General features: G+C 66.2%; 18 protein-coding genes. 4 read left to right on the top strand and 14 right to left on the bottom strand.

Annotation, left to right across the window (positions count from 1 at the left end; genetic code table 11):
- Window positions 1-4: 4 nt before the first annotated feature.
- From AN936_RS20705 to AN936_RS20675, 7 genes are all read right to left on the bottom strand, one after another.
- Window positions 5-364 (bottom strand): hypothetical protein, encoded by a 360-nt coding sequence (locus AN936_RS20705; RefSeq protein ID WP_054589733.1) that lies wholly within the window; start codon window positions 362-364, stop codon window positions 5-7.
- Window positions 361-972, bottom strand: coding sequence for an HAD family hydrolase (locus tag AN936_RS20700; protein WP_054589732.1), 612 nt, complete (start codon window positions 970-972; stop codon window positions 361-363). Before AN936_RS20700 ends, AN936_RS20705 begins: the two co-directional genes overlap by 4 nt.
- Window positions 973-1,069: 97 nt before the next feature.
- Entirely contained in the window at window positions 1,070-1,195 is a 126-nt protein-coding gene (gene ykgO, locus AN936_RS20695) for a type B 50S ribosomal protein L36 (RefSeq protein WP_003046794.1), read from the bottom strand.
- 196 nt (window positions 1,196-1,391) lie between these two features.
- The gene (rpoN, locus tag AN936_RS20690) at window positions 1,392-2,861 is read right to left on the bottom strand and encodes an RNA polymerase factor sigma-54 (RefSeq protein WP_054589731.1); all 1,470 of its coding nucleotides are present in this window, start codon (window positions 2,859-2,861) and stop codon (window positions 1,392-1,394) included.
- Window positions 2,862-3,008: 147 nt separating this feature from the next.
- Window positions 3,009-3,821 carry an LPS export ABC transporter ATP-binding protein gene (gene lptB, locus AN936_RS20685; RefSeq protein ID WP_054589730.1) on the bottom strand — a complete coding sequence of 271 codons (813 nt, stop codon included), beginning with the start codon at window positions 3,819-3,821 and terminating at the stop codon, window positions 3,009-3,011.
- Between the two features lie 116 nt (window positions 3,822-3,937).
- A complete protein-coding gene (gene pgmG, locus AN936_RS20680; protein ID WP_054589729.1) occupies window positions 3,938-5,320 on the bottom strand; it encodes a phosphoglucomutase/phosphomannomutase PgmG in 1,383 nt (460 codons plus the stop codon).
- A 19-nt stretch (window positions 5,321-5,339) separates the two neighbouring features.
- A complete protein-coding gene (locus AN936_RS20675; protein ID WP_420496846.1) occupies window positions 5,340-6,149 on the bottom strand; it encodes a division plane positioning ATPase MipZ in 810 nt (269 codons plus the stop codon).
- A gap of 98 nt (window positions 6,150-6,247) precedes the next feature.
- On the opposite strand from AN936_RS20675, the gene panC reads away from it, so the two are divergent.
- Both panC and AN936_RS20665 read left to right on the top strand, forming a co-directional pair.
- A complete protein-coding gene (gene panC / locus AN936_RS20670) occupies window positions 6,248-7,090 on the top strand; it encodes a pantoate--beta-alanine ligase (protein WP_054589727.1) in 843 nt (280 codons plus the stop codon).
- Window positions 7,091-7,228: 138 nt separating this feature from the next.
- A complete protein-coding gene (locus AN936_RS20665) occupies window positions 7,229-7,543 on the top strand; it encodes a sel1 repeat family protein (RefSeq protein ID WP_054589726.1) in 315 nt (104 codons plus the stop codon).
- A 117-nt stretch (window positions 7,544-7,660) separates the two neighbouring features.
- Here the strand turns inward: AN936_RS20665 and AN936_RS20660 are convergent, their stop codons facing one another.
- From AN936_RS20660 to AN936_RS20645, 4 genes are read right to left on the bottom strand one after another with little or no spacing between them, the layout of a single operon-like run.
- Entirely contained in the window at window positions 7,661-8,809 is a 1,149-nt protein-coding gene (locus AN936_RS20660) for a GNAT family N-acetyltransferase (protein ID WP_054589725.1), read from the bottom strand.
- 8 nt (window positions 8,810-8,817) lie between these two features.
- Window positions 8,818-9,282 carry a RidA family protein gene (locus tag AN936_RS20655; protein ID WP_054589724.1) on the bottom strand — a complete coding sequence of 155 codons (465 nt, stop codon included), beginning with the start codon at window positions 9,280-9,282 and terminating at the stop codon, window positions 8,818-8,820.
- Between the two features lie 13 nt (window positions 9,283-9,295).
- A complete protein-coding gene (locus AN936_RS20650; protein ID WP_054589723.1) occupies window positions 9,296-9,937 on the bottom strand; it encodes a hypothetical protein in 642 nt (213 codons plus the stop codon).
- The gene (locus AN936_RS20645; protein WP_054590458.1) at window positions 9,934-10,206 is read right to left on the bottom strand and encodes a DUF3572 family protein; all 273 of its coding nucleotides are present in this window, start codon (window positions 10,204-10,206) and stop codon (window positions 9,934-9,936) included. The genes AN936_RS20650 and AN936_RS20645 overlap by 4 nt, the downstream gene beginning before the upstream one ends.
- A 353-nt stretch (window positions 10,207-10,559) precedes the next feature.
- Here AN936_RS20645 and AN936_RS20640 point away from each other — a divergent pair, with 353 nt between their 5' ends.
- Complete coding sequence (locus AN936_RS20640) at window positions 10,560-10,922, top strand: response regulator (protein WP_054589722.1); 363 nt, start codon at window positions 10,560-10,562, stop codon at window positions 10,920-10,922.
- Window positions 10,923-10,998: 76 nt separating this feature from the next.
- Complete coding sequence (locus AN936_RS20635; RefSeq protein WP_054589721.1) at window positions 10,999-11,961, top strand: patatin-like phospholipase family protein; 963 nt, start codon at window positions 10,999-11,001, stop codon at window positions 11,959-11,961.
- 257 nt (window positions 11,962-12,218) lie between these two features.
- Here AN936_RS20635 and rpmG read toward each other — a convergent pair whose 3' ends face one another.
- The 3 genes from rpmG to AN936_RS20620 all read right to left on the bottom strand — a co-directional run bounded on the left by rpmG (window position 12,219) and on the right by AN936_RS20620 (window position 14,794).
- Window positions 12,219-12,386, bottom strand: a complete 168-nt coding sequence (rpmG, locus tag AN936_RS20630; RefSeq protein WP_003042331.1) for a 50S ribosomal protein L33 — start codon at window positions 12,384-12,386, stop codon at window positions 12,219-12,221.
- A gap of 217 nt (window positions 12,387-12,603) precedes the next feature.
- Window positions 12,604-13,338 carry an energy transducer TonB gene (locus AN936_RS20625; protein WP_054589720.1) on the bottom strand — a complete coding sequence of 245 codons (735 nt, stop codon included), beginning with the start codon at window positions 13,336-13,338 and terminating at the stop codon, window positions 12,604-12,606.
- A gap of 145 nt (window positions 13,339-13,483) precedes the next feature.
- Window positions 13,484-14,794: a glutamate--tRNA ligase gene (locus AN936_RS20620; RefSeq protein WP_054589719.1), complete on the bottom strand. Its 1,311-nt coding sequence runs from the start codon at window positions 14,792-14,794 to the stop codon at window positions 13,484-13,486.
- Window positions 14,795-14,808 lie beyond the last annotated feature (14 nt).

The raw sequence follows: 14,808 nt of genomic DNA, 5'->3' as shown, positions 1-14,808 counted from the left end.
GCGCTCAGTTCCGGGCGGGCCGGCCAATATCCTTGCCCAGTCGATCGAGCCACGCCCTCGCCTGCTTGGGCTCTCCGGGGGCGTTTGACGGAACCGATCCGCGAGACGCCTCGAACTCCTCGTGCAAGGCGAAGCGTTGCAGCTCCAGTTGATCGCGCATCCGGTCTATTTCTTCGCCCATGTCGTACAAGTCGGTTACGGCAGGCTCCCATTTGGCGCGCGCCGCGCGATCCCGATTATGACCGAACAGTCCCCAAGACCCGGCCGCAACCTTGCGCAAGGCATCGACGAGCGCGTCTTCATATTCGGCTTCCAGTTCGATGCGACGGGCGTCGAGGCGCGACAGACGATCTGCCTTGCTCATCGGGTCAAATATCCAAGCGCGAGCAACTGGTCCTCCAGCGTCGCTGCATCGACGAACCGATGCCCGGCAATCCCGACCGATTCGGCGCCCGTGATATTATGCGCAACATCGTCGATGAAGATCGCCCCCGCCGGATCGATGCCGAATCGCTCGATCGCGAGGCGGTAGATGGCGGGGTCGGGTTTCAGCAGCTTTTCGGTGCCCGAGACGATGATATCGCGGAAGCGGTCGAAGATGGGCTGGGTCGGGCGGAAGGCTTCCCAGAATTCATGGCCGAAATTGGTGATCGCGAACAAGGGTACGCCCGCCGCGTCGAGCCGCTCCACGAGTTCGAGGCTGCCGGGCACCGGCCCCGGAATCGTCTCGTTGAAGCGCGTCGCATAGGCGTCGATCAGCGCCGCATGCCCCGGAAATTCGGCCTTGAGTTCGGGCAGCATCGCGGCGAGCGGCCGCCCCGCATCGTGCTGGAAATGCCACTCGGGCGTCACGACATGCGTCACGAACCATTCGAGTTCATCGCGGTCGGCGATCAGCTTCGCGAACAGATGGCGCAGATCCCAGTCGAAGAGGACGCGGCCGACGTCGAAGATCACAGATCGGCGGATCATGGCTGCTCCGGACACGCGAAAGCGCCGCCGGAAGCATCCGACGGCGTCACGCTGGCTCGCAAATGCGCGCGGGGCGGGAAACGCCCCGGCAGGGTCATCAGCCCTGGCGCGCCTTGAAGCGGCGGTTGGTCTTGTTGATCACATAGGTGCGGCCACGACGACGGATAACGCGGTTATCCCGGTGGCGGTCCTTCAGCGACTTCAGGCTGTTGCGAATCTTCATGGTTCTTGTCCGTAAATCTTGGCGTGTTGACGCGAAGCGGCGCAACTATGGGGAAGGGCGGAAAAAGTCAACCGGCTACCGCGCCAAATTCCTCACTTTCCGTTCGCATCGAGCGAAGTCGAGATGCCCCTCAGTATGGCGCCATCCCGATGGGTGTCTCGACTTCGCTCGACACGAGCGGGATTGGGGGGATGAACTACCCCGCCAACGCTTTCTGCCGCCGCCGCTGCACCGACGAGCCATAGCCCATCGCCTCGCGATATTTGACCACGGTGCGCCGCGCGATGTCGTGGCCCTCGGCCGACAGCTTCTGGGCGATCGTCTCGTCGGAGAGAATCGCGCGCGCATCCTCGGCCTCGATCATCGCCTTGATCCGGCTCTTCACCGCCTCGGCCGACACCGCGCCGTCGCCTTGCGTGTCCGAAATCCCCGACGAGAAGAAATATTTGAGCTCGAACAGCCCGCGCGCGCACGACAGATATTTGTTGCTGGTGACGCGGCTGACGGTCGATTCGTGCATGCCGATTTCCTCGGCCACCTGGCGCAGCGTCAGCGGGCGCATATGCGCGACGCCGTGGAGAAAGAAGCCCTCCTGCTGCTTGACGATCTCGCTCGCGACCTTGACGATCGTGCGCTGGCGCTGGTCGAGCGCGCGCACCAGCCAGTTGGCGCCGGCAAGCTGTTCGGACAGCCACGCCTTGCTCTTTGCCGCCGCGCCATCAGCCAATTCGCTGTAATAGCGGCGGTTGACGAGCAGGCGCGGCAAGGTGCCGCTGTTGACCTCGACCGCCCAGCCCTTCGCGGTCTGGCGGATATAGAGGTCGGGCACGACCGCCTGCGCTGCATCGCCGCCGAAACGCAGCCCCGGTTTCGGATCATAGCTCCTCAGTTCGCGGATCATGTCGGCGAGATCCTCGTCATCGACGCCGCAAATCCGTTTCAGCTGGGGGAAGGCGCCCTTGGCGACGAGGTCGAGATGCGCGATCATCGTCGCCATCGCGGGGTCGTAACGGTCGGCCTCGCGCGCCTGGATCGCGATGCATTCGGCAAGGTCGCGGCCGCCGACCCCCGACGGGTCGAAGCCCTGTACGCCCGCCAGCACCGCCTCGACGAGCGCGAGCGGGACGCCGAGCCGCTGGGCAAGCTCGCCAAGGTCGGCGCGCAGATAGCCCGCTTCGTCGATCAGCGCGACGATCTGTTCGGCGATCATCGCCTCGATCCCGCCAAAGCGCTCGCCGACCTGCGCCAGCAGGTGGCCGTGCAGCGTCGCGTCCTCGCCCGCAAAGCTGTCGAAGTCGATGGCTTCGCTATCGGCGCCCGACAGGCCGACACTGTCGCTGGCGCTGTCGTGGTGAAAGCGTTCCTCGGCGAAATCGACGTCGAGGTCGTCGCTCGTACCGCTGTCCGACGCCAGCGCCTGATCGGCATCGAGCGCCGCTGCCTCAGTCGGGGGCGCATCTTCGCCCGGCCCCGATTCGGGATCGCCCGCGGCCCCGTCGCTATCGGCCGACGCCGTGTCGAGCAGCGGATTGCCCTCGAGCGCCTCGGCCAGATAGGCTTCGAGTTCGAGGTTCGACAGCGCCAGCAGCTTGATCGCCTGCTGGAGCTGCGGCGTCATCACCAGCGACTGCGACTGGCGGAGATCGAGGCGCGGACCCAACGCCATCGTGAATTAGCGTCCTTCGTTTCCGTTCGTGTCGAGCGAAGTCGAGACACCCATCAGGATAGCGTAATGCCGAGGGGCATCTCGACTTCGCTCGATGCGAGCGGAAAGGGAAACGAGCTTAATCTGCACGGGAATGAACCCGGAATATCACAGCGAAAAGCCCTCGCCGAGGTAGAGGCGGCGCACCTCGGGGTCGGCGACGAGCTCTTCGGGCGAGCCGGCAAGCAGCACCTTACCGTCGTAGATGATGCAGGCGCGGTCGACGAGGTCGAGCGTCTCGCGGACATTATGGTCGGTGATCAGCACCCCGATGCCGCGCGTCTTGAGGTCCGCGACGAGGTCGCGGATGTCGCTGATCGACAAGGGGTCGATGCCCGCGAAGGGTTCGTCGAGCAGCATGATTGATGGGTTGGCTGCCAGCGCGCGGGCGATTTCGGCGCGGCGCCGTTCGCCTCCCGACAGCGCCATCGCCGCCGAATCCCTGAGACGCGTCAATCCGAATTCGTCGAGCAGTTCCTCGAGCCGCCGCTCGCGCGACACCTTGTCGGGCTCGCTGAGTTCGAGCACCGCGCCGATATTCTGTTCGACCGTCATGCCGCGAAAGATCGAGGTTTCCTGCGGCAGATAACCGAGCCCGAGGATCGCGCGGCGGTACATCGGCAGCGCGGTGATGTCGGCGCCGTCGAGCATGATGCGCCCGGCATCGGGCTTCACCAGCCCCATGATCGAATAGAAGCAGGTCGTCTTGCCGGCGCCGTTCGGGCCAAGCAGGCCGACGACCTCGCCCTTGCCGACCGACAGCGACACGTCGGACAGCACGACGCGCTTGTCGTAGCTTTTGGCGATCGAGATGACTGCGAGCCCGTTGCCCGCCGCAGCATCCTCGCGGACGTGCGCGGTGTGCTCGGCAACGCCATGATCGCCTTCGGAAAGCGTCGTCGCAGCGGATTCATCGGTCATAGGCTGGTGGTTTCCATGGCTACCCTCGAGCGGGCGTTACCCCAGCGACGCCGCCAAGGTCAATCTGGCAAGATTTTTGCAGGGACGAATTGCCCCCTCCCGCGGGCGGACAGGATTCAGTGCCCGGCTTGCGGCCCGCGCGCGATCCCCGACTGCGCAAGCTGGTCGTCGATCGCCGCGAGCAACCGCGCCAGCGCCGCATCATCCTTTGCCTCGGCACGCGCAACGAGCACGTCCTGCGTGTTCGACGCGCGGAGCAGCCACCAGCCGTCGTCGGTCAGCACGCGCGCGCCGTCGGTGCGGTCGACCTTTGCTCCCGATGCCGCGAGCCGGTCCAGAACTTCGTCCACAATGGCGAATTTGCGCGCCTCGTCGACCTGAAAGCGCAGCTCGGGCGTGTTAACCATCGGCGCCATTTCGCCGCGCAGCGCCGTGACGCTCTTGCCGAGCTTGGTCGCCGCCTCGATCAGCCGCATCGCCGCGTACGGTGCATCGTCATAGCCGTAATAACGGTCGGCGAAGAAGATATGCCCGCTCATCTCGCCCGCCAGCGGGCTGCCGGTTTCCTTCATCTTGGCCTTGATCAGGCTGTGCCCGGTCTTCCACATCAACGGCGTGCCGCCGAGCTCGGCGATGCGGTCGAACAGCGCCTGACTGGCCTTCACGTCGGCGATTACCGTCGCGCCGGGCATCTCGCGCAGCACCGCCGCGGCATAGATTTGCAGCAGCTGGTCGCCCCAGATCACCCGGCCCTCGCCGTCGATCGCGCCGATGCGGTCGCCGTCTCCATCGAAAGCGACGCCGAAATCGAGGCTCTTCTCGGCGACCAGCTTGCGCAGGTCGGCCAGATTCTTCTCCTCGGTGGGATCGGGGTGGTGGTTCGGAAAATGGCCGTCGATGTCGGTAAACAGAAGGTGATGCTCGCCCGGCAGGCGCGCGGTGAGCTTTTCGATGACGGTGCCGGCGGCGCCGTTGCCGGCGTCCCAGCCGATGCGGAAGGCGCCGCCGGCGAACCCCTCGACCAGCCGGTCGACATAGGCATCGACGATGTCGATGCCTTGCGACGTGCCCTCGCCGGACTCCCAGTCGCCGGCGGCGGCCATCGCACCGATTTTCTGGATGTCGGCGCCGAAGAACGGACGCCCCTGAAACACCATCTTGAAGCCGTTATAGTCGGGGGGATTATGGCTGCCGGTTATCTGTACACCGCCATCCACCTCCTCGGTTGACGCGGCATAATAGAGCATCGGCGTCGGCCCGAGCCCGACGTTCAGCGCGTCGATCCCCGCCGCGTTGATCCCGGCGATCAGCGCATCGGCGAGCATCGGCGACGACAGCCGCCCGTCGTACCCGACCGCGATCCGCTTGCCGCCCTCGCGCGCGATCAGAGTCGCGAAGCTGCGGCCGATCGCATAGGCATCGCCGTCCGACAGCGTGTCGCCGACGACGCCGCGGATGTCATATTCGCGGAGCATCGTCGGGTGGAAGATGTGAGCCATGCGACGATGCTCCTAAAAATCAGGCGGCGGCGAACAGGTCACCGTCGGGATGCAGGCGCTCGCGCGCCGGAAGGTTCAAGCCGCCCATCGCCTCGCGCAGTTCCTGCCGCGCGACGACATGGCCGATCCCCATCCCGCCAAGATGCGCCTTGTCGAGCAGGGTCAGCCCGGCGGGGAAGAGTTCGCGATAGATGACGCGCTCGCCCAGCCCCGGGATGACGCGAAAGCCGACGCGGCGCGACAATTGGGTCAGCGCCTCGCCGACGCGGCGCATATTGTGCGCGTCGACATGCTGGAGGCGGTTGCGCAGGATGATCCAGTCGATCGTCCGCCCGTCGGTCTTGGCGCGTGTCTTGCGCGTGTCCCAGATCAATTCGGAATAAAAGCTGGGGCGGACGACCTGAAAACTTTCGGGATCGACCTGTCCGATCAGGTCGAAGTCGATGAAGCTGTCGTTGATCGGCGTCACCAGCGTGTCGGCGCTCGTCGCGAGATGGCGCGCGAAGACATCGTCGCGGCCGGGGGTATCGGCGATGACATAATCGGCGTCCTCCGAAAGCCGCGCGACCTGCGCGTCGAGTTCCTCGATCGTCGTCCCTTCGAACACCTCGAAGCGCGGGGTCGGCAGGTCGATGCCGCGGCGCTTCGCGGTCTGTTCGCGATTCTCCAGATAGCGGTGAAAGGTGCGCTGGCGCGGATCGAGGTCGAGCCCGGCGACGCGCCAGCCCTGACTCGCCAGCGCGACCGCGAAATGCACGGCGCAGGTCGACTTGCCGGTACCGCCCTTTTCATTGGCAAAGATGATGCGATGCGGGGCGGGGGGCGACACTTGGGTCGTCATGGGCGTTGCGATTTTCCTGTTGGCGGCGCATGGGAGCCGCATGGGGTGGCGTGTTCAGCGCCGCCAATATCGGAGGGCGGGCAAGGGTGCAAATCATCCGTGATATCGCCACGCTTCATCGTGCCGTAACGGCACTGAAGCAGGGCAGAAAGAGCGTCGCGCTGGTGCCGACGATGGGCGCGCTGCACGCGGGGCATCTGTCGCTGGTCCGCGCGGGCCGGCGCGTCGCCGACCATGTCGTCGTGTCGATCTTCGTCAATCCGACGCAGTTCGGGCCGAACGAGGATTATGCCTCCTACCCGCGCGACGAGGCACGCGATGCCGCGCTGCTGGTCGAGGAGGGGGTCGGCCTACTCTGGGCGCCCGAGGTCGGCACCATGTACCCTGCCGGGCATAACACGCATATCGAGGTCGCCGAACTCGGTGCCGATTATTGCGGCGCCGCGCGCCCCGGCCATTTCGACGGCGTCGCGACCGTCGTCGCCAAATTGTTCAATCAGGTGCGCCCCGACGTCGCGATCTTCGGCGAAAAGGACTGGCAGCAGCTCGCGATCATCCGCCGCATGGCGCGCGACCTCGATTTCGCGCTCGACATATTGGGGGCGCCGATCGCGCGCGATCCCGACGGGCTCGCGCTGTCGTCGCGCAACGCCTATCTGTCGACGGAACAGCGCGCGGCGGCGATCGCCTTTCCCGACGCGCTGAAGGCCGCGGCAAAGGCGATCGCCGGCGGCGCCGATGTCGCCGCGAGCCTCGCCGCGGCCGAGACCGCAATCGTCGCAGGGGGCTTCGACAGCGTCGATTATGTCGCGCTCGCCGACGCCGCCAGCCTCGAACGGCTCACGACATTTCGCGAACCCGCCCGGCTCCTCGCCGCGGCGCGGATCGGAAAAACGCGGCTGATCGACAATTACCCGGTCGGGGGTTAACGGAAGAAAACCTCAGAATTCCGACGGTTTCGGTACTTATCACCGAAAAAGTCACGCCATCGTTAACGCTTTGTTGACCATAAGCCGCAAGGTTGGACTCCGAGGTCTCCATGTGGGGTGGAGGCAAAGGGGGTTATCATGGCAAACAGTCTGAAGTCTGCCCAGTATCTGATCGAAAGCCGGCTGCTCGACGCGGCGCGCGGCGACGCCAATGCCTATTTCGATCTTGGTATCGCTTTCTCGACCGGCACCGGCGGGGTCGATGTCGACCTCATCCAGGCGCATAAATGGTTCAACCTCGCGGCGCTCGGCGGCAACAAGGAAGGCCAGCAATGCCGCGCCGACCTGTCCGACGAAATGAGCCGCGACGAAATCGCCGAAGCGCAGCGCCAGGCGCGCGCCTGGCTCGACGAGACGGCCCGCCGTCCCGCCGCCCGCCGCTTCGCGGCCTGAGATTTCAGGTCTCTTCTCCCGCTCGCATCGAGCGAAGTCGAGATGCCCATCGGGTCAACGCCTATTATCGTGGGGTGTCTCGACTTCGCTCGACACGAACGGGATTGAGCAGAGTCCCTAACCCTTCCGCCTGAAGGGCATATGCCCTTCGAGCCATTCCATCTCCGTTTCTTCGGCGCGGCGTTCCTGTTCGAGGAAATCCGCGACCGCGCGGCGAAATCCCGGGTCGGCGATAAAATGCGCCGACCAGGTCGCGACAGGGCCGTAACCGCGGGCGAGCTTGTGCCCGCCCTGCGCGCCCGCCTCGACCCGGCTGAGGCCGCGCGCGATCGCCATGTCGATCGCCCGGTAATAGCATAGCTCGAAATGCAGATAGGGGATGTCGACGAGGCAGCCCCAGTAGCGGCCGTACAGCGTGTCGGCGCCGACGAAATGCATCGCCCCCGCCACGGGTTTGGCCTCGTCATAGGCGAGGACGAGGACGATCCGGTCGGCCATGCGCGCGCCCATCAGGTCGAACGCTTCGCGCGTCAGGTAGGGATGCCCCCATTTGCGCGCGCCGGTGTCCTGATAAAATTGCCACATCGCGTCCCAATGTTCGGGGCGGAGCGCGTCGCCGGTGAGCTCCTCGACGCGCAGGCCTTCGACTGCGCGGGCGCGTTCCTTGCGAAGCTGCTTGCGCTTCGCCGAGGTCAGCGTCGCGAGAAAATCGTCGAAGCTCGCATAGCCCGCGTTGGCGAAATGAAACTGGATGTCGCGGCGGACCAGCCAGCCCGCCGTCTCGAACAGCGGCATCTGTTCGGGCGCCACGAAAGTGGCGTGCGCCGACGACAGGCCGTTCTGCCGCACCACCGCCTCGGCAGCGCGGATCAGCAGCGCCGCGTCGCCGTCGTCCGACGCCAGCAGCCGCGGCCCTGGCACCGGCGTGAACGGCGCCGCGATCTGCAGCTTCGGATAATAATCGCCGCCGGCGCGTGCCCAGGCATCGGCCCAGCCCTGATCGAAGACATATTCGCCCTGGCTGTGCGCCTTCAGATAGGCGGGCGCCGCGGCGACCAGCACCCCTGCCTCATCCTCGACGAGCAGCGGCGCCGCTTGCCAACCGGTGCCCGGCCCGACGCTGCCCGATTCTTCGAGCAGCGACAGGAAATCATGCCCGACGAAGGGATTGCCGCCGCCCGCCAGCGCGTCCCACGCCGCCGCGTCGAGCGCGGCGACACCGCTGCCGAGCGAGATCGTCCGGGCGGGCGGGTCGGCTTCGGCCACCGGCGTCCTTAGGCGGACTTCACCGCGACGATCGCGTCGACCTCGACCGCGGCACCGAGCGGAAGCACCGCGACGCCGACCGCGCTGCGCGCATGGCGGCCCGCTTCGCCGAACAAAGATTCCATCAGTTCCGACGCGCCGTTCGCGACCTTCGGCTGCGCGGTGAAGGCGGGGTCGCTGTTCACATAGACGCCCAGTTTCACGATTTTTTCGACCCGCGACCAGTCGCCGTCGACCGCGCGGCCGATCTGCGCGACGAGCATCAGCGCGCAGCGGCGCGCGGCGTCATAGCCCGTTGCCTCGTCCATGTCGGTGCCGAGCCGCCCGGTGACGACCTGTCCGTCGCGGAACGGCAATTGCCCGCTGATGTGCAATAGCCCGCCCAGCTCGACGGCGGGCACATAGGCAGCGACCGGCGCCGCGGGCTTGGGAAGTTCGAGGCCGAGTTCGGCAAGCTTGGCGGCGATATCCATCATCTTTTCCTTCTTAAACCGGTTCGGGGGCCGGGGCGGGGATGTTTTCGGCAAGCCGCGCCAATATCCAGCCCTGCGCCTCTTTCCAATCGTCGATTCGCGCATGCGCGTGTTTCGCCGGCGCGATCTTGTCGGCAATCGCGGGTTCGCCGACCAGATGCAGCCGCCACACACCGGGTGCCTCGATCGCGACCGAGTGATGATGGCCGGCGAGGTCGTCGATGAACACCGCGACCGAAGGCTGATACTCGTCGATTAGCCGGCGCACGGGCTCGCCCTTGCCGCCGCGGCTGCCGATCACCGGCGCGTGAAAGCCGTGCGCGGCAAGCTGGTCGATCCGCCCCTGCTGATGCTCGGGGCCGACGTTGGTCAGCACGACGAGATCGGCGTGCTCGGCGATCGCCGCCATCGCCGCGAGCGCACCGGGGATCGGGTGCTGGCGGCCCATCTCGGCGCGGAAAAACCCGTCGAGCAGCGGCCACACCTCGGCTGCCTCCAGCGGCGTACCGCATTCCTTGCGCTTCAGCGCATTCGCGAAGCTCGCATCCTCCATCCGGAACAGCACGCCATGTTCGGCGTCGACCCATTCGGCGAAGGGCACGACCATGTGCATCAGCACCTCGTCGCAGTCGGTGATCACCAGAGGGCGGGTCATGCATCTATCCTTTCATCGCCTTCCAGGCGGCGCGCGGCGGCGGCCAGCGCTTCGGGTTCGATATCGAGCGCGTCGGCGCACGCGACAAGGTCGGGCTCGTGCGCCGTCAGAAAGCCGAGGATCGCCGCCAGCGTCGCCCGCTGCCCGAGCGATTCGCGAAGCACCGCTGGGGTAAGTCCCGTCATGCCGAGCAGCCGTTCGGCGCGCGGTTCGTCGGTCAAGATCCAGCCCAGCACCTGCAGCGCCAGTGCTTCATCGGCTTCCTGCACCAAGGGTCAGAACCCTCCCATAGCGCGTTCGAGGCGTCGAAATGGCGAAGATATCGGCTTCGCGTGGCCGCCGCCGATGGCGGTTCCATCTGCAAGGCCGCGCGGAGACGAGATCGAAGCCATTTCGACGTCCCTTCGGGATTTGACCGATTTTGTCCATGGCTGCGTCAGCGAGCCTTGTAATATCGACATATTCCGGCGCCTCGCTTCCTTGCCCTGAACAAAATCGCTTCAAACCTCGATCGCGCTATGGGAGGGTTCTGACCCCATATCCTTCACTCGGCGAGGCGATTGTTTCCGCGGCCCGATTCGCCTAAACGGTCCGCGGACGCAAGGTGGGGAAGCGAATAATCATGGGCAAGACCATCCTGGTCGTCGAAGATAATGAGCTCAACCTCCGCCTCTTCTGCGACCTCCTGAATGCCCATGGCTATAGCGCCCACCCCGTGCGCGACGGCCGCGACGCGCTGGCCCGGGCGCGCGAGATTTCGCCCGACCTCATCATCATGGACATTCAGCTCCCGCATGTCAGCGGGCTCGAACTGATCGGCCAGATGAAGGCCGACCTGACGCTGCGCGCCGTCCCGATCATGGCGGTCACCGCCTATGCCGGCAAGGGCGACGAGGACCAGATCCGCGCCGCGGGCGCGGAGGCCTATGTCTCGAAACCGATTTCGGTGATCATGTTCATCGAAAGCGTCGGCGCCTTCGCCTGAATCCGACGTCGTTCGCCGGAACAGACTCTCCACCCGAAATCCTGTAGACTGCATCCGTCATCGAAGGAGAGCGGACATGGCAGGCGGTCTCGCAATCGTGCTCAGCGGCGGCGGCGCCAAGGGCGCGTTCCAGGTCGGCGTCGTCCACGAACTCGTCGTCAACCGCGGCGTCCGGATCGACATCGTCGCCGGCGTCTCGACCGGCGCGATTCAGGCGCTGGGGGTCGCACAGGACGATGTGCCGCGCCTGCTCGACACCTGGCTCGGGCTTCGCGGCAATGCCTCGATCTACAAGGAGCGCCCGCTCGGTGTCGTCGGCGGCATCCTCGGCGAGAATGCGATCTACGACGCCGCGCCGCTGAAACGCCTGCTCAAGGATTTCGCCGACGAGGAAAAATTGCGCGTCGCCGGTCGCAAGCTGCTGCTCGGCGTCGTCAACCTCGGGGCCGGCACCTATCGCAGCATCGACGAAAGCGTGCCCGGCATCCACAACTGGGTCTATGCGAGCTGCGCGATGCCGCTCTTCTTCGATCCCTTGAAGACGCGCGCCAGCGACGGCACCGAGGAACAATGGGTCGACGGCGGGGTACGCGACGTGACGCCGCTCAGCGCCGCGCTCGAGATGAACCCGCGCGGCGTCATCGCGGTCCGCGCCTCGCCCGCGCCGCAGCCGGGGCCGGTCCGCACCTACAAGAATCTGATCAAGATCGGCCTGCGCGCGGTCGATATCCTGCAATCGGAAGTATCGGCGAACGATCTCGCCGGCGCGGCGCTGATCAACGACCTGATCGCAGCGCGCGAGGCGCAGCTTCGCGCGCTCCAGTCCGAAGGCGTCGGCGGCGCGCAGGCGGCGCGCATCCTCCGCCCACTCGACGTCCAGATATCGCGCTATCGCTTTGCGCCGATCCGGATTATCGAGCCCGAGGCGGAATTTTCCGAAACGCTCGAATTCGATCCGGCGAAGATTCGCACCGCGATCGACGCCGGACGCCGCGCCGTCGAGCGCGAATGGGAGGCGCTGGAGCCGTTGCTGAGTTGAAAGGCGGGGTACGATCGAAAGCGGACCTTTTCATTCGTCATCCCGGATCCGGTCCGGGATAACGACGGCGCGGCTATGGATCCCGGATCAAGTCCGGGATGACGAAAGCGGGGGAGGTAACAGCCGCTTCCCACCCCCCAATTCCCTCATTCGCCACGCACGAAAAAGGGCGGCGCAATCGCCGCCCTTCTGGATCCCCGCCTTCGCGGGGATGACGCATCGCCAAACCGTTCAGCGTTGCTGAACGGGTCGATACGTCACTTGATCTTGGCTTCCTTGAACTCGACGTGCTTGCGCGCACGCGGGTCGTACTTCCGCACCGACATTTTTTCGGTCATCGTGCGGGGGTTCTTTTTCGTCACATAGAAAAAGCCCGTGTCGGCGGTGCTCACCAGCTTGATCTTGACGGTCGTCGGCTTGGCCATGGCCCTGTTCCTCGAAAAATCTTCGCACCTGCCGCCGGGGCGGACGATGCGGCGGGACGCGGGCCCCGGCTGCTGCTCTGAAAAAACATAGAGGGCCGCGCGCAGGCGCCGCCCCCGATATCCGCGCGCCTCTGACTGGATTCGGCGCTCCTGTCAAGCAAAAGGAGCGGGCGGACGGCACCCGGCCGCCCGCCCGGGAGGGGTCCCGAAGACGGGGTCAGCCGTTCCGGATCTCGAAGCGCACGGTCATTTCCTTCCAGCTTTCCTCGGCGACCCCGCCGCGCGTCGCGGGTTTGAACCGCCATTTCGCCAGCGCGCGCCGCTTCGTCGCTTCGAAGAAGGCAGGATTGCCGCCGCTCACCTGTTCGACCGTCTTCACGCGCCCGTCGGTGCCGATCAGCACGCGCACCGTCACCACGCCCTCGATCCCGCCACGCTGCTCGCGCGCCGGATATTCGGGCTGGAACGATCCGGCATAGCGCGAGTCGAGCTGTGCGAGCACCAGCTTCGGCGGGGCCGGGGGATCGACCGAAACGGGAGGGCCCGGCGGCAAGGGCCGCGGATCGATCACGACCGGTCCCTTATCGACGAAGACATCGCGGATCGGCGTCGTATCGACGAGGGGGTCGACCGTTTCGATCGGCTGCGAAGTCCTCGGCTGCGCCTGCGGCTCGGCTCTGGGCTTCGGCGGCTCGGGCTTGTCGGGCTTCGGTAGGAAAATGGTCGTCCAAGGCTTGTCCGCCGTGCGCGGCGGTTCCTTGATGATCATCGGCGACAGCGCCACCGCGACGACCAGCGCGGCGGGCAGGCCGATCGCGAGTAGCGCGGCGACAGGACGGTGTCGGTTACCGGCGCCATAGCTGTCGCGCGGCGAAAGCATCAATGGGCCAGCGGGCGCCGGCGCCGTGCGGGGCGTCGCGGCGATCGCCGAAAGCATGGGTATCAGGGTCATGGCATCTCTCCTTGCCTTGGGTGACCCGGCCCCGCTGCGTATCGACCGCCGCTATCGGCCAAGCCATGGTGATGAGATAATATAACGTTACAGATATTGTCAAGCGGCCTGATCGGCAAAGTCCGCCACGGTCAAGCGCGATGGATCAGCCGGCGGAAAGCCGCGCCACCGCCTGATCCTTGTCGATCAACGGCAGCAGCTCGCCCATATCGGGACCATGATCGCGCCCGGTCAGCGCGCGGCGCAGCGGCAGGAACAACGCGCGGCCCTTGGCGCCGGTCGCCTCTTTCGCTGCGCCGGTCAGCGCGTGCCAAGGGTCGGCGCCCCAGTCAATGCCGGGCGCCGCGGCGGCTGCGGCGGCGAGCACCGGCCGGTCGGCCGCCTCCGCCGCTAGGGGCGTAAAGGGCCCGTCGAACACCGCGACCCACTCGGCCGCTTCGGCGACCGTCGCCAGATTCGGCCGGATCGCCTCCCAGCGCGCCGGCGTGATCGCGGCGGGCAGCCGGCCGGCAACCGCGGCATGGCCGGTGTGGTGCAATATCTTCTGATTGAGCAGCGCGAGTTCGGCCTCGTCGAAGCGCGCGGGGGCGCGGCCGAAGCGCGCGAAATCGATGCTCTCGACCAGCGGGGCGACATCGGTCACCGGCTCGACCGAGTCGCTTGTTCCCAGCCGCGCGAGCAGCGCGACGAGCGCGATCGGCTCGATGCCTTCCTCGCGCAGGCTCGCCATGCCGAGCGAGCCGAGCCGCTTCGACAATTTGCCTTCGGTACCGACGAGCAGCGCCTCGTGCGCAAAGGCGGGCGGTGTCGCGCCAAGCGCGTCGAACATCTGGATCTGCGCAGCGGTGTTCGACACATGATCCTCGCCGCGCACCACATGGCTGATCCCCATCGCGATATCGTCGATCACGCTCGGCAGCAGGTAAAGCCAGCTTCCGTCGGCGCGGCGGACGACCGGATCGGACATGGTCTTTGGATCGAAATGCTGCGGCCCACGAACCATATCGGCCCATTCGATCGGCGCGTCATGGTCGAGCCGGAAGCGCCAGTGCGGTGCAATACCGTCGGGCACCGGCGCCCCGTCGGGCTTGCGTTCGTAAACCGGCGGCAATCCGCGCGACAGCAATATCTTGCGCCGGATGTCGAGTTCCTTGGGCGTCTCGTAACAGGCATAGACGCGCCCCGCCGCCTGCAGCTTCGCAAATTCGGCCTCATACAGGTCGAAGCGCGCCGACTGGCGCTCCTCGCCGTCGACGTCGAGCCCCAGCCAGCCCAGGTCGGCGCGGATGCCCTCGACATATTCCTCTTTCGAGCGTTCGAGGTCGGTGTCGTCGATGCGCAGCAGGAACCGGCCGCCATGCTTGCGCGCCCACAGCCAGTTGTGGAGCGCGGTGCGGACGTTGCCGACATGCAGGCTGCCGGTCGGCGAGGGGGCGAAGCGGGTGGTGACGGTCATGGCGCGCCTATAGC

This window comes from Sphingopyxis macrogoltabida (assembly GCF_001307295.1).
Lineage (GTDB): Bacteria > Pseudomonadota > Alphaproteobacteria > Sphingomonadales > Sphingomonadaceae > Sphingopyxis > Sphingopyxis macrogoltabida_B.
Note: the sequence above shows the minus strand (reverse complement) of the source record. Positions and strands in the feature narration are given on the sequence as shown.

Bases quoted from the DNA above. Each gene is read 5' to 3' on its own strand.
- AN936_RS20705 (WP_054589733.1), bottom strand. From the start codon at position 364: ATGAGCAAGGCAGATCGTCTGTCGCGCCTCGACGCCCGTCGCATCGAA.
- AN936_RS20700 (WP_054589732.1), bottom strand. From the start codon at position 972: ATGATCCGCCGATCTGTGATCTTCGACGTCGGCCGCGTCCTCTTCGAC.
- ykgO (WP_003046794.1), bottom strand. From the start codon at position 1,195: ATGAAGATTCGCAACAGCCTGAAGTCGCTGAAGGACCGCCACCGGGAT.
- rpoN (WP_054589731.1), bottom strand. From the start codon at position 2,861: ATGGCGTTGGGTCCGCGCCTCGATCTCCGCCAGTCGCAGTCGCTGGTG.
- lptB (WP_054589730.1), bottom strand. From the start codon at position 3,821: ATGACCGATGAATCCGCTGCGACGACGCTTTCCGAAGGCGATCATGGC.
- pgmG (WP_054589729.1), bottom strand. From the start codon at position 5,320: ATGGCTCACATCTTCCACCCGACGATGCTCCGCGAATATGACATCCGC.
- AN936_RS20665 (WP_054589726.1), top strand. From the start codon at position 7,229: ATGGCAAACAGTCTGAAGTCTGCCCAGTATCTGATCGAAAGCCGGCTG.
- AN936_RS20655 (WP_054589724.1), bottom strand. From the start codon at position 9,282: ATGGATATCGCCGCCAAGCTTGCCGAACTCGGCCTCGAACTTCCCAAG.
- AN936_RS20650 (WP_054589723.1), bottom strand. From the start codon at position 9,937: ATGACCCGCCCTCTGGTGATCACCGACTGCGACGAGGTGCTGATGCAC.
- AN936_RS20640 (WP_054589722.1), top strand. From the start codon at position 10,560: ATGGGCAAGACCATCCTGGTCGTCGAAGATAATGAGCTCAACCTCCGC.
- AN936_RS20635 (WP_054589721.1), top strand. From the start codon at position 10,999: ATGGCAGGCGGTCTCGCAATCGTGCTCAGCGGCGGCGGCGCCAAGGGC.
- rpmG (WP_003042331.1), bottom strand. From the start codon at position 12,386: ATGGCCAAGCCGACGACCGTCAAGATCAAGCTGGTGAGCACCGCCGAC.
- AN936_RS20625 (WP_054589720.1), bottom strand. From the start codon at position 13,338: ATGACCCTGATACCCATGCTTTCGGCGATCGCCGCGACGCCCCGCACG.
- AN936_RS20620 (WP_054589719.1), bottom strand. From the start codon at position 14,794: ATGACCGTCACCACCCGCTTCGCCCCCTCGCCGACCGGCAGCCTGCAT.